Source organism: Streptomyces sp. NPDC052496, from assembly GCF_040679095.1.
GTDB lineage: Bacteria > Actinomycetota > Actinomycetes > Streptomycetales > Streptomycetaceae > Streptomyces.
In genome coordinates, this window is sequence record NZ_JBFAUH010000004.1 from 131333 (window position 1) to 146135 (window position 14803).

General features: G+C 71.2%; 12 protein-coding genes. 3 read left to right on the forward strand and 9 right to left on the reverse strand.

What is annotated here, in order from left to right; all coding sequences use genetic code 11:
- Positions 1–4: 4 nt before the first annotated feature.
- From asnB to AB0L45_RS07810, 9 genes are all read right to left on the reverse strand, one after another.
- The gene (asnB, locus tag AB0L45_RS07770; protein WP_365837221.1) at positions 5–1798 is read right to left on the reverse strand and encodes an asparagine synthase (glutamine-hydrolyzing); all 1794 of its coding nucleotides are present in this window, start codon (positions 1796–1798) and stop codon (positions 5–7) included.
- 2 nt (positions 1799–1800) lie between these two features.
- A complete protein-coding gene (locus tag AB0L45_RS07775) occupies positions 1801–2748 on the reverse strand; it encodes a peptidase (protein WP_365837223.1) in 948 nt (315 codons plus the stop codon).
- Entirely contained in the window at positions 2745–4040 is a 1296-nt protein-coding gene (locus tag AB0L45_RS07780) for an ATP-grasp domain-containing protein (RefSeq protein WP_365837225.1), read from the reverse strand. The genes AB0L45_RS07775 and AB0L45_RS07780 overlap by 4 nt, the downstream gene beginning before the upstream one ends.
- Positions 4037–7867 (reverse strand): amino acid adenylation domain-containing protein, encoded by a 3831-nt coding sequence (locus AB0L45_RS07785; RefSeq protein WP_365837227.1) that lies wholly within the window; start codon positions 7865–7867, stop codon positions 4037–4039. The genes AB0L45_RS07780 and AB0L45_RS07785 overlap by 4 nt, the downstream gene beginning before the upstream one ends.
- Before the next feature lie 448 nt (positions 7868–8315).
- Positions 8316–9536 carry an MFS transporter gene (locus tag AB0L45_RS07790; protein WP_365837229.1) on the reverse strand — a complete coding sequence of 407 codons (1221 nt, stop codon included), beginning with the start codon at positions 9534–9536 and terminating at the stop codon, positions 8316–8318.
- Positions 9537–10047: 511 nt separating this feature from the next.
- Complete coding sequence (locus AB0L45_RS07795; protein ID WP_365837231.1) at positions 10048–11010, reverse strand: hypothetical protein; 963 nt, start codon at positions 11008–11010, stop codon at positions 10048–10050.
- A 245-nt stretch (positions 11011–11255) separates the two neighbouring features.
- Positions 11256–11759 carry a hypothetical protein gene (locus tag AB0L45_RS07800; RefSeq protein ID WP_365837233.1) on the reverse strand — a complete coding sequence of 168 codons (504 nt, stop codon included), beginning with the start codon at positions 11757–11759 and terminating at the stop codon, positions 11256–11258.
- A gap of 156 nt (positions 11760–11915) precedes the next feature.
- Positions 11916–12167, reverse strand: coding sequence for a hypothetical protein (locus AB0L45_RS07805; protein WP_365837235.1), 252 nt, complete (start codon positions 12165–12167; stop codon positions 11916–11918).
- Positions 12168–12295: 128 nt separating this feature from the next.
- Positions 12296–12502: a hypothetical protein gene (locus AB0L45_RS07810; RefSeq protein ID WP_158712156.1), complete on the reverse strand. Its 207-nt coding sequence runs from the start codon at positions 12500–12502 to the stop codon at positions 12296–12298.
- A gap of 349 nt (positions 12503–12851) precedes the next feature.
- Here AB0L45_RS07810 and AB0L45_RS07815 point away from each other — a divergent pair, with 349 nt between their 5' ends.
- The 3 genes from AB0L45_RS07815 (at position 12852) to AB0L45_RS07825 (ending at position 14771) form a co-directional block, all read left to right on the forward strand.
- Positions 12852–13037 (forward strand): hypothetical protein, encoded by a 186-nt coding sequence (locus tag AB0L45_RS07815; protein WP_365837237.1) that lies wholly within the window; start codon positions 12852–12854, stop codon positions 13035–13037.
- Between the two features lie 95 nt (positions 13038–13132).
- Positions 13133–14077, forward strand: coding sequence for a GNAT family N-acetyltransferase (locus AB0L45_RS07820; RefSeq protein WP_365837239.1), 945 nt, complete (start codon positions 13133–13135; stop codon positions 14075–14077).
- 31 nt (positions 14078–14108) lie between these two features.
- A complete protein-coding gene (locus AB0L45_RS07825; RefSeq protein WP_365837490.1) occupies positions 14109–14771 on the forward strand; it encodes an alpha-ketoglutarate-dependent dioxygenase AlkB in 663 nt (220 codons plus the stop codon).
- Positions 14772–14803: the final 32 nt, after the last annotated feature.

Below are 14803 nucleotides of genomic sequence, written 5' to 3' on the forward strand. Positions count from 1 at the left end.
CAGGTCAGAGCTGCCGGGCGGTGAGCCAGGTCTCCAGCATCAGCAGCGACCAGAGCGACTCGGCGGCGTGCGCCGCCGGGGTCTCGGTCTGGGTGCGGAACAGGTCGTGGACCGCCTGCCGCCGTACGTACGCGTGGCAGCGGGCGCCGGGGCCGAGGAGGAGGTCCCCGATCATGTCGTACAGGGCCTCCCCCGGCTTGATCATCGCTGTGACCGGCAGGGTGAACGGCTGCTTGGGCCGGTTGATCACGCTGCGGGGCACCCAGCGCGCGGCGGCCCGGGCGACCGGTGCCTTGACGGTGTCGCCGGCCACCTTGACGTGCGCGGGCAGTGCGTGCGCCAGGCGCATGACGGACGGCTGGAGGAACGGGATGCGGGCCTCCACCGAGTGCGCCATGCTCAGGTGGTCCACCCGGCGCAGGATGTAGTAGGGGAACCGTTCGAACTGGTCGTAGCGCAGCAGCGTTTCGAGCTTGCTCAGCTCCCCCGAGCGCACCCGCCGGTCCAGCTCGTCGCCGACCTGGTTGCCGAAACAGCCGCCGGCGGCGGTGACCTGGGCGAGGTGGTCCGGGGTGTAGAGGCGTTCCAGGGCCGCCGTGTGGATCGCGGCCATGGTGTCCTGGTACGCGCGGTGCCAGGTGACCGCCCCGTCGCGGTCGGCCTTGACGAAGCGGGCGTACCCGGCGAAGAGTTCGTCGGCCCCGTCGCCCGTCAGCGCGACCTTGAACCCCGCGTCGTGCACCGCCTCGAACAGGGCGAAGGTACTGAGGCTGTGCGGGGCGTTGTTGGGCTGGTCGAGGTGGCGGACGAACCTTTCGATCAGCGCGGGGAAGCCGGCCGGGTCCAGGAGCACCTGGTGGTGCCGTGTCCCGCAGTGCCGTGTCACCTCGGCGGCGAAGTGCCGTTCGTCGGCGGGCCAGTCGCCCTGGTAGGCGATGTTGAACGAGGCGACGTCGGAGGAGAGGTCGGCGGCGAGCGCGGTGGTGTAGCTGGAGTCCAGGCCGCCGCTGGTGATGACGCACACCGGGACGTCCGCGTCGAGCATGCGGCGCATCTCGTCGCGCAGCAGCCCGTCGAGCATCCCGGCAGCGGCGGCGACGGTCGGCTCCCCGTCGGGCCACTCCGGCCGGGCCGCCTCCAGGGACGTACGGGTGAGTGACAGCCGCCCGCCGGCGAACCGCAGCGCCGATCCGGGTTGCAGGGTGTGTACCCGGGTGTAGACGGTCGACGGCCCCCAGACCGCCTTGCCTCCGAGGTAGCGGTCGACGGCGAGCGGGTCGATCTCGTCGGGGAAGTCGGGGAACCGGCTGAGCGCCCGGAGTTCGGAGGCGAAGCACAGGCGCCGGCCGTCGGCGGACCGGTAGTAGTACAGCGACTTCATGCCGGCGTGGTCGGTGTAGAGCTTCAGGCACGGCTCGTCGCGCTGGTCGACGACGGCGATGGCGTACATGCCTTCCAGGCGGGTGACGAAGGCGTCGCCGTACAGTTCGTACAGCGGCAGCAGGACGTCTCCGTCGCAGTCGCCTTCGAAGGAGTAGCCGCGGCCGGCGAGTTCGGCGCGCAGGCGCCGGTGGTTGTAGATCTCGCCGTTGAACACGCACGTCAGCCCGGGGCGGGTGAAGGGCTGGTGGCCGTGCGTGATGCCCTGGATGGCCAGCCGGTTGTTGCCCAGCGCCCAGCCGTCACCGTGCTCGCGGGTCTGTTCGTCCGGGCCGCCCTCGCGCATCGCGTCGGCGACGGCGTCCAGTGTGCCGGTGCTGACGTGGTCGCCGCCGAAGCAGCCGTAGATGCGGCACATGGTCACAGCTCCCTGTGCGGTACGGCGCCGGCCGGCTCCAGGGCCCGTTCGGTGCCGCTCTGGCGGGCTTCGGGATAGTGGCGGCCGAGGAACTCGGTGACGATCTCGACCTGCCGCAGGATGTCCTCCAGCTGGGCCGGGGCCGGGTTGGTGCCGTGGCCTTCGAGCGCGCTGTTCCCGGTCTTGAGGTAGACGGGGGCGGCGACGCGGACGATGTCGGGGGCTTCGTAGGTGCGGATGAACCCGCCGGAGGTGCGCGGGTTGTCCACGTGGCAGTCGAGCGGGATCGTCACGGCCTGGCGCAGCGCCGCGATCATCGGCAGGGTCAGGTCACGGACCGGGTTGAAGCTGTTGGCGCCGAGCATCTCCAGCATCTGCGCGGAGGCCGGGTTGCCCTGGCCGCAGTGCGCCGAGACCTTCAGGTGGATTCCGGCGGGCAGGTCCCCGGCGTTGCGCAGCCTGCCGAGCACCCACAGCAGCCCCTCGTCGTACACGACGAAGCCGCGTACGCCCAGTTCGATGCCGCGTTTGACGTCCTCCACGGCCCGCACGATCTGTTCCTGGCCGCGCAGCCGGTAGCCGATCCGGGAGCCTTCCGGTGTGTGCACGCTGGCGCCGATGTCGTAGCCGGCGCGCGGTCCGACGGACATCAGGATCTCGGCGCCGTACTCCTTGCCGAGCGCGACGTACTCGCCGATCGTGCGGGCGGTGTGCCGGTACATGCCGCGGGTCTCGGTGATGCGGTTGACGGTGAAGCCGCGGCGGCGGCTCTCGGAGAGCAGTGTCTCGGCGGCCTGCACCGTGTTCACGGTCGGCACCTCGATGCGGAAGTGCGCGCCGTCGGCGAAGGTGCCGCCGGAGCCGGTGGCGGCGTGCGGGTCGCCGCCGGGCAGGCCCAGCCGGGTGAGCTGGGTGCGCGTCTGCTCGTAGAAGGTGGTCGTGGCCGTCACCTGGTGACCTCCATGCCGAGCAGGCCGGCCGTACGGGCGACGATGTCCTCGGCGATACGTATCGATGTCGCGCGGTCGGGGTGGACGGTCTGCACCTCTCCGAAGTTGCCGAGGTTGCCCCGGCAGGGCAGGAGCGTGTCGCCGTCGGGGAAGCGGACGGTGAAGGAGCGCAGGCTGTCGCCGTACTCGGCGGCGGCCCAGGCCAGGTCGGGCACCCGGTCCGGCGTGGGGGTGGCGTCCACGGCACCGAACCAGCGGACCGTGGCGTACTGCGTGAACTGCGGGGCGGCGGGCTCGACCGGTTCGTTCAGGTGGATGCGGACGAGGAGTTCGAAGATGTCGCCGCCGCCGGCGAGGGCGAACAGGTTGGGCAGGCAGGAGCCCATGAGGCGCGGGTTGAGTTCGATGAGCCGTGGGCGGCCGTCCGGACCGATCATGATCTCGACGTGGAAGATGCCGAGCTTGAGGTCGAGCGCGCCGACCACCGCCTCGGCGAACTCCATGACGCGGTCGTGCTCGTCTGCGTCGAGGCCGGCCGGGATGGTCGTACCGGTCTCCAGCGCCTCGTGCCGGTGCCAGGTGGAGCGTTCGCTGACCGCCAGCCGCAGGAACCGGCCGCGCGCGAGCCCGATCTCCGCGGAGACGAACCGTCCCCGCAGATACTCCTCGACGAGGATGCCGGCCCGGTAGGGGCCGTCGTCCGCCGCCTGTCCGACGACCTGGCGCAGCTGCGCACGGTCGGCGACGACGTGCGCGCCCTCGCTGCCGGAGCCGCGGGCCGGCTTGACGACGACGGGGTATCCGGCGGTGTCGGCGAACGCGGCGGCCTCCTCGAAGGAGGTGACGACCGCGTGCCGGGTGCTGTCCACGCCCGCCGCGGCGAGGATCTCGCGGCAGCGGTTCTTCTGCTTGGCGGCCTCGGCGGCACGGGCGTCGGTGAAGGGTATGCCCAGTTCCTCCGCGATCCTGGCGACCGGGACGACGAGGGCGTCGACGGTGGCGACGAAGCCGTCGATCGGGCGCTGCGCGTGCACGGCGCGCACGCAGGCGCGCAGGGCCTCGATGTCGGTGGCGTCCTTGAGCACGTGTGTCCGGTCGACGTGGCGTGCGTACGGTGAGGTCTCGAAGTCGATGTTCTGGGACCGCTCCATCAGGAGCGAGCGGATGAGGGTCACGTGGTGGCCGAGCCGCTTGGCCGCCTCGAAGGCCGGGGCGTTGCCGGTCTTCCAGGTCACGAACACCACGTGCCGCGGGCCGGTCTCCCGGTCCGCCGGGCTGTGCGCCATTGTCATCGCGTCTTCCTCGCGAATCGCTGGCCGATCCGGACGTACGCCGGGAGGTCGGTGCCAGGTGTGGGGATGAAGGAAATGGAACCGGCGAGGATGTTCTTCTCGGACATGGAGCTGAAGCCGCCCGCGCCGGACAGGACGAGGTCACCTTCGTCGAGCTGCCGCCAGGCCCCGCCGGCCTGGCGTTCGGCGTACGCGTAGCGCAGGTGCTCGGCGCCGCGCCGGACCGTCAGCCGGTACCCGTCGGAGGCGTAGGTGCCCACGCAGTCGTCGAGTTGCATCGTGAAGGGGCGTCCGGTGCGGATCAGGCCCTCGCCGGTGAGGGCCCGCAGCAGGTCCTCGTAGAGGCCGAACGCCGGGTAGGCGTTGGCGAGCAGCAGCAGGAAGGACCGGTCCTCGGGGAATATCTGGAGGAAGTTGTGGTGGCCGCTGCCGTTGGAGTTGAAGCCGAAGGCGGACGGGCCGAACATCAGCCAGCCCAGGCCCCAGGCGTGCATGAAGTGGTGGCCGGGCACGGGGATCTGCGGTGTGCGCATCTGCCGGGCCAGCTCCTGCGACAGCAGCCGCCGGCCGCCGGGAGCGACCCCGTCGTCGAGTGCGAGGAGGGCGATCTTCGCCAGCTCTTCGAGGGTGAGGCAGACGGAGAAGGATCCGGCGGCGTCGTCGGCGATGGTCTGCGGGGGCGGGTCGTGCCGTACGTAGCTCTTGGCCTGCTCGTTCCACACGTAGCCCACGGAGACGGTGCCCTCGTAGTGGCCCCCTTCGGTGAAGGTCTCCGGGATCTCCTTGATGCCGAGCGGGGTGAGCAGCAGGTCGTTGACCGCCCTGCGCCACGGCACGCCGAGCAGCTTCTCGATCAGGGCGGCGACGATGGAGGTGCCCACCGCCGAGTACGCGAACACCTCGCCGGGCTCGAAGAGCTGGCCGTACCCGGCCAGGGTGGCGAGGTAGGCGTCGAGGTCGGGCAGGTCCGTGTCGTGCCACACCTCGTAGGAGTCGTCCACGCCGCTGGTGTGCGACAGCAGCTGGCGCAGGGTGACGCGTACGGTCACGCCGTCGCGGCGCCGGAACGCCTCCGGCAGGACGTCGTGCAGGGGCTGGTCGAGACCGATCAGGCCCCGGTCCACCAGGCACAGGGCGACGAAGGCCAGCATCGGCTTGGTGATGCAGGTGACGCGCTGCCGCGTGCCGGGCCCGTACGCCTCGCCGGTCCCGGTGTCGGCGACCCCGTGGTACGAGTACTCCAGTGTGCCGTCCAGGTAGACGGCCGCACCGGCGCCCGGGACGCCGTGTCCCCGGCCGGATTCGCGCAGCGTCTCCGCGACCGCGCGCAGCGTGCCCGCGGTGTCTCCGGCGGTGCCGGCCGTGCCCGGGGTGCCGGGCTGCTGGGCGCGCTTGCGGCGCAGCAGGCGGGCCTGCTCGGTGAGGGTGCGGTGTTCGTAGACCTCGGCGACGCGTACCGGGTGGCCGGCCGTGTCCGACAGGCGGGCCGCCAGCAGGTTCGCCAGCAGTGAGTGTCCGCCCACGGAGAAGAAGTCCAGGTCGGAGGAGAGCTGTGCGGTGCCCAGCAGGTCGGTCCAGACCCGTGCGACCGCCGCCTCGTCGGGGTCGTCGCCGGTGAGGCAGGTGGTGGTGCCCAGGCTCCAGTCGATGTCCCGGGCGGCGAGTTCCTTGCGGTCGACCTTGCCGTTGGGCAGCCGGGGCAGCCGGTCCTCGACCAGGATCTTGGCGGGCTGCATGTAGTGGGGCAGCCGGGCCCGCAGGTGGCTGCTCATCGTCTCGACGGTGACCGCGTCGCCTTCGAGGCCGACGTAGCAGACCAGGCGGGTGTCGCCGCCGGTGCGCACGGCCAGCGCGGCGACGTCGCGCAGGCCGACGGCTTCGCGGAGCACGGCCTCGATCTCGCCGAGTTCGATGCGGAAGCCGCGTACCTTCACCTGGCTGTCCTTGCGCCCCAGGAAGCGCAGCTCGCCGTCCTCCGTCCACCTGGCCAGGTCACCGGTGCGGTAAAGCCGGCCGCCCGTGCGGGCCGCGAGCGGTGCCGGGGCGGGGACGAACGCGGCGGCGGTGCGCTCCGGGTCGTTGATGTACCCGCCCGCCAGGCCGTCGCCGCCCAGGTGCAGTTCGCCGGTGGCGCCCTGGGGCACCAGCCGCCCGTGGGCGTCGAGGAGGTGGGCGACGGTGTTGTGGACGGGGACGCCGATGGTGGGGGCGGTGGTGGTCGGCCCGGTGAAGCACTTCCACGTGGAGTACGTGGTGTCTTCGGAGGGGCCGTAGAGGTTGTAGAGGCGTGCGATTCCGCTGTTCTCGAAAGCGGCGTTGACCAGTTCCTTGGACAGCGGCTCGCCGGCCACGTTCAGGACCCGCGTCGTGGCCGGCAGCGCCGCCCGCTGGAGCAGGACGTTCAGGGCGCTCGGCACGGTGTTGACCAGCGTCGGACGCAGGTCCCCGTCCTCGGTGAGGGCGAGGACGTTGTCCACGACGACCACGCAGCCGCCGCGGGTGAGCGGGGCCCACAGCTCGTACACCGACAGGTCGAAGTTGAGCGAGGTGGAGAACAGGACCCGGGACAGCTCCTCCGCCCGGTAGGTGTCCTCGGCCCAGGCGAGCAGGGCGACCACGTTGCGGTGGCTGATGACCACGCCCTTGGGCAGGCCGGTGGAGCCGGAGGTGTAGATGAGGTGGGTGGTGGCGGCCGGCTCGACGGTGATGCCCAGGGGGCCGGTGTCCTCGCCGGACGCCTTCTCCCACAGCTCCGTCCAGGGCAGCGGGGCCACGCCGGTGCCGTCCAGCCAGGCCGGGGCGCCGTCACCGTCGTGGACGACGGCGGACATCTCGGCGGTGGCCGCGATGGCGCTCAGCCGGTCCGCCGGGTAGGCCGGGTCCAGGGGCACGTAGGCGCAGCCCGCCTTGTGGACGGCGAGGATCAGCGTGACGACGTGGTGGGAGCGGGGCAGCGACAGCCCGACCCGGTCCCCCGGGGCGACGCCGGCCGCCGCCAGGGCGCGCGCCAGCCCGTTGGCCCGTTCGTCGAGCTGCCGGTAGGTCACCACGGTGCCCCGCCACTCGACGGCCGCCGCGTCGGGCGTACGGAGGGCCTGCGCCTCGACCAGGGCGTGCAGCGGGGTGTCGGACGCGTACGGGTGCGCCGTGTCGTTCAGCTCGTGCAGCAGGTGCCGGGTCTCGGCCTCCGACAGGAAGGCGAGTTCACCCACGGGCGCCTCCGGGCGCCGGACGGCGTCGCGCAGGAGGGTGACGAGGTTGGCGGTCATACGGGTGACCAGCTCGTCGGTGAGGAGTTCGGTGTCGTGGTGCAGGGTGAACCGGTGGCCGTCCGGCGTCCGTTCGCTGTGCAGGAGCAGCGCGAAGCCCTCGGGGAGGACGGCGGGGCCGTCGGATGCGGCATGGCCGACGCGCAGTCCGGTGCCGAGTTCGGCGGCCTCGTCGGGACCGGCCTCCGCCGCCGCCCGGCGGTATTGGGCGCCGAGCGCCGACGCCATCGCGGTGAGCGTCACGTCCTCCGCGATCCGCGACCGTACGGCCACGGGGCGGCCCGGGGGCGCGCCGTCCGGGCCGCCCGCTCGCGCCGACGCGAAGTCGTCCTGGCCGCTGTAGCGGTGCACGAGCAGGGTGAAGGCCGCGTGGAGGACGTCCGGGACCTGTACCCCGGCGGAGCCGGCCAACCGCTCCAGCTCGTCGCCGGACCAGAGATACTCCGCCGGAGCTCCGGTACGCGCCGTGCGGTCGCCCGGGCCCCGTACGGGCAGTTGCAGGGCCGGTGGCGCACCCGCCGGTACAGCGGCGGATGAGGCCGCAGAGGTTTCCCCCATCGAATTCTTCCTATCGTCTCGTTCTCGCTTGTCGAGCGGTGCCGCGCAGTCGTTTCGAGGCGCGCCGGAACAGCTCGGCCAATTCCTTGCGGGAGATCACAACGTCCATGCCCCACCCAGCCGCGCTTTCCTGCGCCCGCACTCGAATGAAAACGCCACAGGATTTCATCAAGGCAGGGAAAGCAGCAGACGGAGAAAAGGGGAGGACGGACGGACATGCATACGGGACCGCGCACGGAAAGAAGCACGGCACGCGTATGGCGGCACACGGGAAACGCGCACGGCAATACGTACGGCTAGGCGTACGGCACTGCCTGAGGACTTACCGCCGGGCGCACATGCGGGCGTACGCACGAACACACCGCGACGAACTTGAAGGGACGGGATTACTGCTGACGGTGACGGCCGCTGCCGGGTGGCGCGGGCTGACGGACGGGGCCGCGCCCGCTCACACCGCCACGGGGTCCGGCTCGAACTGTCTGCTGCGCTGCGCCCAGCTGACGATGGCCGGCATGGCGGCCCCCACCAGGGCGAACCCGACGGCCATGGTGATCCAGCCCGCCGTGCCGTGCTCGACGGCGAGCCAGGTCAGGAGGGCGGGGGCGATCAGCTTGCCCAGGTCGGAGCCCATGGCGTAGGTGCCCTGGTACTGGCCCTGCGCGTCGTCCGGCGCCAGACCGAAGGACATGCCCCAGCTGCCGGCGGACTGCCGGATCTCACCGAGTACGTGCGCCAGGGCGCCGGCGAGGAGCAGCACGGAACAGACGGCCCAGGAGACGCCGCCGCTGAACGCGAACAGCACGCACGCCAGCCCCAGACACAGCGATCCCGACCGGGAGGCCTTGGCCGCAGCCGCCGGCTCGTCGGTGCCGCGCGCCGCTCTGACCTGGAGCAACACCACCGCGACGGTGTTCGTCAGCAGGATCGCGGCGACCATCCAGCGCGGCGCGCCGGTGTGGTGCAGCACCCAGAGGGGCAGCACCACCTCAAGGAGGACGTTGTGCATGGACAGGAGCCCGTCCAGGACGACGAAGGCCAGGTACGGCCGGTCCCGCAGCACGATCAGCGCCGGCCCGGTACGCGCCGGGCGGCGCTCGACGGCGGGCAGCAGCAGTGTCAGCAGGCCTGTGATCAGGTACGTCGAGGCATTGAAGACGACGGCCAGCTGGTACGCCCGCACGGAGTCGAAGGCGAGCAGCACACCGGCGAGCACGGCGCCCACCGAGACACTGACGTTGCTGGTGGCGCGCAGGTAGGCGCGGACCGCGACCCGGTCCTCCGGCGGGATCAGCCCGGCCACCATCGCCATCCGCGCGCTGCGGCTGGCACTGTAGGCCAGGGCCTGCACGCACACGACGAGCAGGTACATGCCGAATCCGCGCACCATGAGGAGCGCCGCGGTCAGCGGTCCGAGAGCCAGGAAGGACCAGATCTGGACGGAGCGCGGCCCGATACGGTCGGCCAGGTGCCCGGCCGGCGTGCTCACCGCGAGGGCGACAGCGGCGGCCACTCCCACACCGATGCCGAACTGGCCTGGCGAGAGACGCAGAACGGTTGTGGCGTAAAGGGCATTGAGTGCCATCCACAGCCCTTGCCCCAGCGTGTGCACCAGGGTGACACCGGTGAGGACGCGCGCAGGGCCCTTCGGCGGGAGGAAGCGGCTCAGCATGGTCTCGCCGAACTGTGGTCCGCCCCTCCGCCCTGCCGGTTCGGGGCCGTATGCCCCTCATTGAATCCTTTTTCGGATGCCAGGATCACTGACACGCCCCTACCCCTCGTTCAGCGCCATTGCCTAACGACAAGATTCGGGAATTCCCCCGTAATCCGAGGCCAAGATCGTTGACCTCGCGGACCCATCGAATCGGTGTGCGGGCCATCGTGTCCAGCGATTAAGGCTGTGTCGCATGTCACACGGAAAAGCGAAAGCCCGGACGGTAAAGACCGTCAAAAACCGCTGACGGGGCACCGGAGCGCCGACTCCTACTTGCGGGTAACTATTAATGGCGAAGGTCTAGACAACTCATCCGGCGGGTGCCACCCGGCAGGTCAGGGGATTCGCATTCATCTGCTCGGATTCGTCCGGTCCGGCTCAGTTCGGCCGCGTCCGGCTGAATTAAATATTCCGGTTCGAGGTCGGGCTGTCGGGCTGTCGGACCGCCTGGCCGTCGGGCCGTCGGGCGCTACGGCAGAGCCTTGGCGGTGAGGCCCGTGACGCGCCCCGACGTCGACACGACGATGTCCAGCCGTATCGGCGACCGGGCGCCGTGGGCGAGGCGCGGGTAGCTGAGGAGCCGCGCGTCCGGCTCGTTCCGCAGGTGCTGGAACCGGGCATCGGCGTGGGCCGTCTCCGCGGGGAACCAGGTGTGGGCGAATCGCTCCGCGGCCTTGCGCAGGTCGGTGTCGGAAAGGGGACCGGCGCCGGAGGGGGAGCCGGTGCCGGCAGGGAAACCGGCCTCGCCCCGACGGCCGTCGGCCTTGATTTCCACGAGTTTGCGGTCCGGCCAGGTCGCCACGACGGAACCTCGCTCGGTCACCGCACGCAGCAGCCACCGGTCCTGGCCGGGCTCCGGCATCCGGATCTCCATCTCCGGGTCGGTCTGCACTCCGTGTATTTCGGTGACCGTGCCGGCGAACCACTGCTGCATGGCCCGGGTGTCGCCGAACCTCGCCCTTGTCCGGTCGGCCGTCGCCTCGATGTCGACAACGGTGAGAGTGCAGGGAAACGCGGCCGCGACGGCGCACGTGGTCAGGACGAGCGCGCCGAGGCCCCACATCGTGTCCCGCCACGTGAAGGGCGGGCGGCGTCGGCGGCCCCAGAGGAAGAGGCAGCCCAGGAGTACACCGATGACGCCGCCGAGCACATTCGCCTTGACGTCGTCGTAGCTGCACGCACGGCCCAGGCTCAGGTGCCCCTGGACGAGTTCCGTGCCACCGGTCAGCGCCACCGCCCCGGCGAGTACGAGGAGCGGGCGCCGGAAGAGGAGGACTGCCAGAAAGCATGGCAGGACGTTCAGCCGGGCCGATGCGGAGGCCAGGAAGGCGAAGCCGGGCAGGCCCTGGTCGCAGCTGCCGGGCGATCCGTTTCCGTAGGCCCCCGGCAGCAGTGTCACGGTGAGCACGCCGGCCAGGGCCGTGGTCAGCAATACCGGAAGAACGGGGGAATGCCCGCGTGACCTGGCGAGGAGAGCGACCGGAACGGACAGCAGGACGGCGGATATGAGAAATGCCGGAACAAGGCCGGACACCGCACCGACCGATGCTTCAATCACCGATGACGTCTTTCGCCGGCACGGGGTGATGACCCGTCAACCCGTGATGCTGCACCGGAATCGGTGCGGGGACGCGAAGTGACATTACCGGACGGCGCGTTCGGCGGTGCGGCGTGGGCTCAGTGCGCCAGGCGTTGGTACAGGGCCATGGGGGTCACATAGCCGGGCCAGCGGCCGTCGTCGAAGAGGCGTACGCCGGCGTCCTGGTAGCTCTGGTCGACGAGTTGGGAGCAGATCATGTGGCCGGTGGCGGCGACATAGCGCCGGAGACCCGGAAAGGGCAGGCGCAGGCGGTGGACGGCGATGGCCAGGTAGTCCAGGAAGCTGTACGGGACGCCCTCGTACCGGCGCCCCGCGGCGCATATCGCGTCCCGTTGGCCGTCGGTGAGTCCTTGCGGGCATACGTACAGCACGTCCACGCCGTCGTAGGCCGACAGGGAACGGACGGTCGCGCCGCCGGGCTCGGCTTCGATGAGCATCGCGCCGGGGAGTACGAGGAAGGCGTGCTGGTATTCACCGAATCCGTTTCCGTTCAGCCACTGGCCGATACGGATCAAGTGACCGACATTGCCGTTGATTCGGGTGAGACCTATGTCTCCGGGCATGGGCAGGGCATGCTGCATCTGCGGCTCCGAGGCACACAGTGGGGTGGGGTTTTCTCTGTGATACCCGTTTCGGAGCCGTTGAAAGAAGGCGCGGGCGGGGAAATGCGCGCGGAGCCGTCCGGACCGGAGTCCGAGCCGGCACCCGGCTCGGGGCCGGGCCGGAACCCGTTCCTTTCAGCGCAGTTCGTAGTGCCAGCTGCCGTCGGAGGGTTCGTACCGTATGTGTACGCGGGCGGCAGCACGCAGGCGGTCGCGGTCCTGCCGGGTGACGGTCACCGCGCCGCCCGCCTGGTCGACCACGTACTTCAGCGCGGATTCGAGCTCGTCACGCCTGCGGGTGAGGTGTGCGAGCTCGGACTGCGCATGGTGCAGCCGCGCTTGCAGCAGGGCAGCCTGCCGCTCGGGAGTGTCTTGGTCGTTCGCCATGACGCCGGGCGCCCTTGGCCGCGGATCGGCGGGCGAGGCGGGAGAGGCGCCTCGCCCGGACCGTTCGCGTGCCGGCAGGCACATCCGGTGGGATGCCGGATGTGCCCGCCATCAAGGAGCTGGGGCAATCAGTCCTGCTCCAGGTCCCCGAATCGGGCGGCCGAGTTCCAGTTGCCGCTGCCCCAGTTGTGCGAGGCATGGCTCGGCGCGTTGGTGTACTTGCTGATGTTGACCTCGTCGTCGTCGTGACCGTGGGCCTGAGCCGCGACCGCGCCGGCGGCGGACAGGCCCACCACCGCGAGGCCGACGAAGAGCGGACGCATGACAGAACGCATACAACATCCTCCTTTGAGGCGTGCTGAGAGTGACTGACGCTCCGATTCAACCCTCGCCGTTCGATCATATGAAAGGAGAAACGCGGCTTTTCTGACGATTTACCCGGTTGGCCTACAGGGGGCTGAGGCGGCCCGGCGACCGCGCGCACGCGGGGCGATGCCCGGGTGAGGCCGGGCACACGGTGTGGGTCTGGACACATACGGAGAATCCCGCGCGCCGGGCACGTAACGGTCATGGCTGGTCAGCCGCGTGCGTCCGGCGCACGGGGCCACGCCGGGGCAGCGGTGCGGCGGCCAGGGGCACTTCGGCGAGGGCCCGTTGTCAGTGGCCGCCCCTAGCATGGACGGCATGCCCCCAACTCCTTCCTCCTGCGCGGGTGCGCTCCCTGCCCCGGCCGACGCGAACGAAGCCATCCGGCGGTTCGTGCGCGCTCGCCGCGGCCGGTCGTGGACGGCTGAGGACCGTGCGGAGTACGCACGGCTGTTGGAGATATGGACGCGCGCGGTGCGCGGAGCCGTCGTCGAGGCCGTCTGAGCCGAGGAGCAGGTGGCCGACGGTGAGCGGCGGTCGCAATGCGTTGGCGGTGAGTGGCGTACCGCTGCTTGGATGCGGGCGTGAACGCTGCCGCGATGAACGAGAACCACCCTGCCGACCTGCTGCTGGAGCAGCTGCTCGACCGGATCGAGGAGTACTACGACGCTGTTCCGCGCTGCGGCGCCCGGGCCGAGGACTTCGGGGCCCTGACCCTCTTCGTCCGCGACGGCCGAGGCTGGCCGTACTACGCGCGGCCCGCCCGCGGGCGGACGGCGGACGCGGTGAGCGCCGCCGACGTGGACCGGGTCCGGGCCCGGCAGCGGGAGCTGGGCATACCCGAGAGCTTCGAGTGGGTCTCCGAGAACACCCCGCGCTTGCGCGCCGCGGTGGAGGAGTCGGGCCTGCGGGTGCACGAGCACCCGCTGCTGGCCCTGGACCTGAGCGAGGACCGGCCCGGCGAGGACGGCGAAGCCGGAGCGAAGGCCGGGACGGGAGGGGAAGCCGGGGCCGGACGGGACGCCGGAGCGGAGGCCGGGACCGGAGGGGCGGTGCGCGTCCGGATGCTGGAGGCCGGTGACCCGGCGCTGCCGTACGCCGTCGCCGTACCGCACGTCGCCTTCGGACAGCCCGACACCCAGGTCGGTGCGGCGGGCGCCCACGAGCTGGCGGAGGCGGCCCGGCAGCTCGCCGAGGACGGCGCGGTGGACGTCGTGGCGGAGCGCATACGGAACGGGTACACCGCCGTGGCGGTGGCGGAGGAGGACGGCGCCGCGCTGTGCGCCGGTCAGCACCAGCCGGTCGGCACGGTCAGTGAGATCGTCGGTGTGGGTACGCTGCCCAGCGCCCGCCGCCGGGGCCTGGGCCGCGCGGTCACCGCCGCGCTGGTGGCCGACGCCCGCGAGCGGGGCATGCGTACGGTGTTCCTGTCGGCGAACAACGACGACGTGGCACGGATCTACGAGCGGGTCGGCTTCCGGCGGATCGCCACGGCGCTGATCGCGGAGCCCGCGGAGCAGCCCGGCGGGCAGGCGAAGGAGTGAGGTTGCTGTGGACACGCCCCTGCCGCTCCCCCTGCCCGGTTCCGGCGGTACGGAGCGCGCACGGTCCCGGCCCGCGCCGGGCGCGGTGCACGTACCCGGCTGGCTGTCCCTGGAACGGCAGCGGGAGCTGGTCGCCGCCTGCCGCGACTGGGCGCGGGGGCCGGTGCCGATCCGGCACACCCGGCTGCCGCGCGGCGGCGTCATGTCCGTACAGACCGTGTGCCTGGGATGGCACTGGCAGCCGTACACCTACAAGCGCACCGCCGACGACGTCAACGGTGCTCGGGTCGCCGCCTTCCCCGACTGGCTGGTGGAGCTGGGGCGGGCGGCGCTGGCCGACGCGTACGAGGACGCGGCCGCCGCAGCCGGCTACACGCCGGACACCGCCCTGATCAATTTCTACGACGGCCGGGCCACCATGGGCATGCACCAGGACAAGGACGAACGTTCCAGCGCCCCGGTCGTCTCGCTCAGCATCGGTGACACCTGCGTCTTCCGCTTCGGCAACACCGAGACCCGCGGCCGCCCCTGCACCGACCTCGAACTGGCCTCCGGCGACCTGTTCGTCTTCGGAGGGCCGTCACGGTTCGCCTACCACGGGGTGACGAAGGTCCGCCCGGGAACCGGCGACCCCGCGACGGGGTTGACGAGCGGACGCCTCAACATCACCCTCCGGGTCACCGGCCTGGAGTAGCGCTCGGGCCTTGATCCTTCCTGTCGGCACGG

Bases quoted from the DNA above. Each gene is read 5' to 3' on its own strand.
- AB0L45_RS07815 (WP_365837237.1), top strand. From the start codon at position 12,852: ATGCCCCCAACTCCTTCCTCCTGCGCGGGTGCGCTCCCTGCCCCGGCC.
- AB0L45_RS07790 (WP_365837229.1), bottom strand. From the start codon at position 9,536: ATGCTGAGCCGCTTCCTCCCGCCGAAGGGCCCTGCGCGCGTCCTCACC.
- AB0L45_RS07800 (WP_365837233.1), bottom strand. From the start codon at position 11,759: ATGCAGCATGCCCTGCCCATGCCCGGAGACATAGGTCTCACCCGAATC.
- AB0L45_RS07820 (WP_365837239.1), top strand. From the start codon at position 13,133: ATGAACGAGAACCACCCTGCCGACCTGCTGCTGGAGCAGCTGCTCGAC.
- asnB (WP_365837221.1), bottom strand. From the start codon at position 1,798: ATGTGCCGCATCTACGGCTGCTTCGGCGGCGACCACGTCAGCACCGGC.
- AB0L45_RS07780 (WP_365837225.1), bottom strand. From the start codon at position 4,040: ATGACAATGGCGCACAGCCCGGCGGACCGGGAGACCGGCCCGCGGCAC.
- AB0L45_RS07785 (WP_365837227.1), bottom strand. From the start codon at position 7,867: ATGGGGGAAACCTCTGCGGCCTCATCCGCCGCTGTACCGGCGGGTGCG.
- AB0L45_RS07805 (WP_365837235.1), bottom strand. From the start codon at position 12,167: ATGGCGAACGACCAAGACACTCCCGAGCGGCAGGCTGCCCTGCTGCAA.
- AB0L45_RS07810 (WP_158712156.1), bottom strand. From the start codon at position 12,502: ATGCGTTCTGTCATGCGTCCGCTCTTCGTCGGCCTCGCGGTGGTGGGC.